This window comes from Streptomyces sp. 8L (genome assembly GCF_020176795.1).
Taxonomy (GTDB): domain Bacteria; phylum Actinomycetota; class Actinomycetes; order Streptomycetales; family Streptomycetaceae; genus Streptomyces.
The window spans coordinates 1-3560 of record NZ_JAIUKE010000360.1 but is presented as its reverse complement, the minus strand read 5'-3'; the positions used below and the strand labels follow the sequence as shown (position 1 = coordinate 3560).

The window sequence follows — 3560 nt, the reverse complement described above, 5'->3', positions numbered from 1 at the left end:
TACGTGACCATGAACCGTCCCGCTACACTCCCACCGCTCGACATTCACCCAGGTCAAGCCTCAAAGTACTGCTGGAGTATTAGCCCCCCTCTTGGGCTTCGTGTCCACCCCTGCGCCGGCTTCGTGTCCACCCCTGCGCCGACTTCGCGGACATCCCCGCACCGGCCCTTCTGTATGGAGGTATGCAAACAGGTGCGGTCGTGAATGGATCGCTGATACGTTGCCCGCATGAGCGACACCCCCGCCGACCGGTTGCAGCGGCTCTTCGATGGGCACCGCCTGACGCCCGCGCAGCGTCGCATCGCGCACAGCATGGTGCGCAGGGCGGGAGAGGCGCCGTTCCTCTCCAGCGTCGAACTCGCGGAGCTGGCCGGCGTCAGCCAGCCCTCGGTCACACGGTTCGCCGTCGCGCTGGGCTTCGACGGCTATCCGGCGCTGCGCCGGCACCTGCGTGAAGTCGCGCCCGCCGCCGCGCCCGAGGAGGCCGAGGAGGACGCCGAGTGCAACGCCTACCAGCAGGCCGTGCTCGGCGAGATCGACAACCTGCGGGAACTCGCCGCGCTCCTCGCCGACCCGGCCCCCGTCGAGCGGGCCGGCCGGCTGCTCGCGGCCTCCAGGCCGCTGCCCGTGATCGGGCTGCGCGCGGCCTCCTCGCAGGCCCGCGGGTTCGCGTACTTCGCGGCCAAGGTGCATCCGGACGTGCGCCTGCTGGACGAGGGCGGCAGCATGCTCGTCGACCGGCTCGACGCCGCACGCCGCGCCGGTGCCACCGCGCTCATCTGCTTCGCCCTGCCCCGTCACCCGCGCGAGGTGGTCGAGGCGCTGGCGCACGCGCGGGAGACCGGGCTCACCGTGGTGACCGTCGCCGACTCGGCGTTCGCGCCGGTCGCGCCGTACAGCGATCTCCTCATCCCGGCGGCCGTCGGGACCGGCCTCGCCTTCGACACGGTCTGCGCGCCCATGCTCCTCGGGCGCGTCCTGCTGGAAGCCATGTGCGACGAACTGCCGGACGCGCCGACCCGGCTGGAGGAGTTCGACGCCGCGGCCGTCGCGCGCGGCCTCTTCGCCGAGTGACGGACTCCGCCCGGAGTCCCCGTCTGCTTCCTCAGGGCGCCGCCGTTTCCTCAGGGCGCCGCCGTCACCTTCTCTCATGGGTCCCTCACGTTCTCTCATGGGCCCCTCACGTGCACTCACTACTCTGCGGTCACCAACGGCAGGCGCGGAGGAGGCACATCGTGGCGCGCGGAGGACAACAGTCCCTTGCACGGGTGGCGGTGATCGTGCGGGCGGGTTCTGTCCCGCTGTTCTGGCTGGGAGTCCTCTCCGCGGGCATCGGCCTGCTGCTGCCCGGGATCACCGGCCGGCACATCGGCGTCTACGCGGGAGCCGCGCTGTTCGTGGTGTGCGCGGCCGTCGTCGCCCTGGTGCGGCGGGGCCGCTACCGGGCCTGGGCGGACCGCGCCTCGCGTGCGGGCAAGTTCGACTTCCTCCAGGACCGGGGCGTGACCCTGCGCAACTGGCGCCGCGCGCACCGCTGGTGGCTCGTCGTCGCGTTCGCGGCCGGGATCGCCTGCTCGCTCGCGGTGCCCGCCGCGCTCGGCATGGGCATCGCGGGCGCCGGCACGGGGCTGTGGCTGAAGGCGGTGTGGATCGGCCGCAGGGAACGCGGCGACGACGCCATCCTGTGGGTCCGTACGGACTGGGCCGGGACCGGACGCCCCGCCGGCAAGCAGGTCAAGGGGTACAGGACGACCGGCGTCGCGGCCGGGGGCCCCGCGCCCGGAGGAGGGGCGCGACGCCGCTGACCCCGAGCCGCACCGGGTGCCGGATGCCGGCGACCGGGCAGCGCTCCCGCTCAGAGCTCCAGCGCGGACTCGATCCTGGAGAGCTGGTGCCGGGCCATCGCCAGGTTCGCCCGGCCCTTGTCCAGCGCGAGGTAGAGGAACAGGCCGTTGGCGCCCCGCCCCTTGAGCAGCCGGATCAGGTGGTACTGGCTGCCCAGCGTGATCAGGATGTCCTCGATCTCGTCCTTGAGGCCCAGCAGTTCCATCGTGCGGACCTTCGCTCTGACCACGTCCGTGTTGCCGGCGGCCGCGACGGCGAGGTCGAGGTCCTTGCCGCCGCCGGCCGTGCCGAGCGCCATGCCGCTGGTGTAGTCGACCAGCGCCGCGCCGATCGCGCCGTCGATGGAGGTGAGGGCGTCCTTGAGGGAGGCTTCGGTGTTCGCCAGTGGGTGTCGTACGTCCTTTGTCTCTGGTGGCCGCTGTTCTGGTGGCCGCCTTCTTGCCGGCGGTCCCGCGGCCACGGGTCGGTGGAGTCGTGGGGGGGGGGGGGGGGTTTCGCGGAAGCTGAGGCCACGGGTCAGGCGTTCTCCGGTCGGTCGAGGGCGCCGTCCACCAGCTCGCCGATGCGCGCGCTCGATCTGCGGGCCTCCAGATGCAGCCGGCCCACATTGGCGCGCGGTTCGGCCAGCAGCGTCAGCACCGCCGACGGGCCCGCCGCGTACGTGGCGACATAGCCGTCCTCCCCCCGTACGAGGAGTTCGCGGAAAGCGCCCCGGCCCGTGGTGTCCGTCAGCCGCTGCGCCACGCCCAGTGCTGCGGCGGTCAGCGCGGCCACGCCCTCGGCCTCGTCGCCCGCGGTCTCCCGGGCGAGCACGAGTCCGTCGACGCTCGCGGCGAGAGCTCCCGTCACCTGGGGGAGGCGGGCCCTGAGGCGTCTCAGCTCGCCGAGCACCTCGGCGTGTGCCGTCATCAGCTGTCTCCTCTCGGCGCGTTGCCGCAGCGTGCGCCTCATGACGGAGGGATCGGGGAGGGTCCGGCGGGGCGGCGGGAGATCACAGGGTTGCCTCCAGGGCGTCGCGCAGCCTGCGCAGCAGGGCGATGTCGGGGTCGTCGGAGAGCCGCGCGACCCGGGCGGGCAGGGCTCCGGTGGACTCCGCAGGCCCGAGCGGCTCCGGCGTGGACTGCTCAGGGGCGAGTGGCTCCGGCGTGGATTCCACCGGCCCGAGCGGCTCCTGCGGGATGTCCACCAGGCCGGCCGCCGCGAGTCTGCGGATGTCCAGGAGGACGTGGAACGCCGGGCGGCCGAGGGCCCGGGCGATGGCCGCGGCGGTCCTGGTGCCGTCCGCCAGCGCGAGGACGTCGCGCTGCCTGCGCGGCACGCTCTGGCCCGGCGCGGGCTCGCGGACGACGACGGGGGCGCTGTCGACGCTCCCGTACGGCCAGACGCTGTCGAGGAGTTCGCGGCGGCGCAGCGTCTCGCGCGCGACGGCCGCCGCCGACACGGGCCGTACGGTGCCGAACCAGTGGGCCACCCCGTAGCGGAAGCGGGTCGGCCCGCTGCCGGGGGCCAGCGCGAAGAAAGCCGCGTCGAACACCGCACCCAGGTGGCATATCTCCAGCTCGCCGCCGCCCACCCGGCCGCTGTCGACCAGGTGGCGGGCCACCTCGCGGCGGGGGCCCCCCCCCCCCCCCCCCACCACCCCCCCCCCCCAACCCCCCCCCCCCCCCCCCCGGACCGGGCGGGCCCCCCCCGGGGCCGCCCGGGGCAGCCCGTGC

The 3560-nt window shown here is 74.2% G+C and carries 5 protein-coding genes; 2 read left to right on the top strand and 3 right to left on the bottom strand.

All coding sequences use genetic code 11. The annotated features are described in order from the left end of the window. Positions 1–228 precede the first annotated feature (228 nt). Both LCE31_RS26510 and LCE31_RS26505 read left to right on the top strand, forming a co-directional pair. Entirely contained in the window at positions 229–1074 is an 846-nt protein-coding gene (locus tag LCE31_RS26510) for a MurR/RpiR family transcriptional regulator (RefSeq protein WP_225018449.1), read from the top strand. A 161-nt stretch (positions 1075–1235) separates the two neighbouring features. After that, positions 1236–1805 (top strand): hypothetical protein, encoded by a 570-nt coding sequence (locus tag LCE31_RS26505; RefSeq protein ID WP_225018444.1) that lies wholly within the window; start codon positions 1236–1238, stop codon positions 1803–1805. A gap of 50 nt (positions 1806–1855) precedes the next feature. Here the strand turns inward: LCE31_RS26505 and LCE31_RS26500 are convergent, their stop codons facing one another. The 3 genes from LCE31_RS26500 to LCE31_RS26490 all read right to left on the bottom strand — a co-directional run. After that, positions 1856–2230, bottom strand: a complete 375-nt coding sequence (locus LCE31_RS26500; RefSeq protein WP_225018452.1) for a hypothetical protein — start codon at positions 2228–2230, stop codon at positions 1856–1858. A 131-nt stretch (positions 2231–2361) separates the two neighbouring features. After that, entirely contained in the window at positions 2362–2796 is a 435-nt protein-coding gene (locus LCE31_RS26495) for a roadblock/LC7 domain-containing protein (RefSeq protein WP_225018440.1), read from the bottom strand. A 40-nt stretch (positions 2797–2836) separates the two neighbouring features. After that, positions 2837–3560 (bottom strand): transcriptional regulator (locus LCE31_RS26490; protein WP_225018438.1); only part of this gene is annotated, 724 nt, incomplete at its 5' end.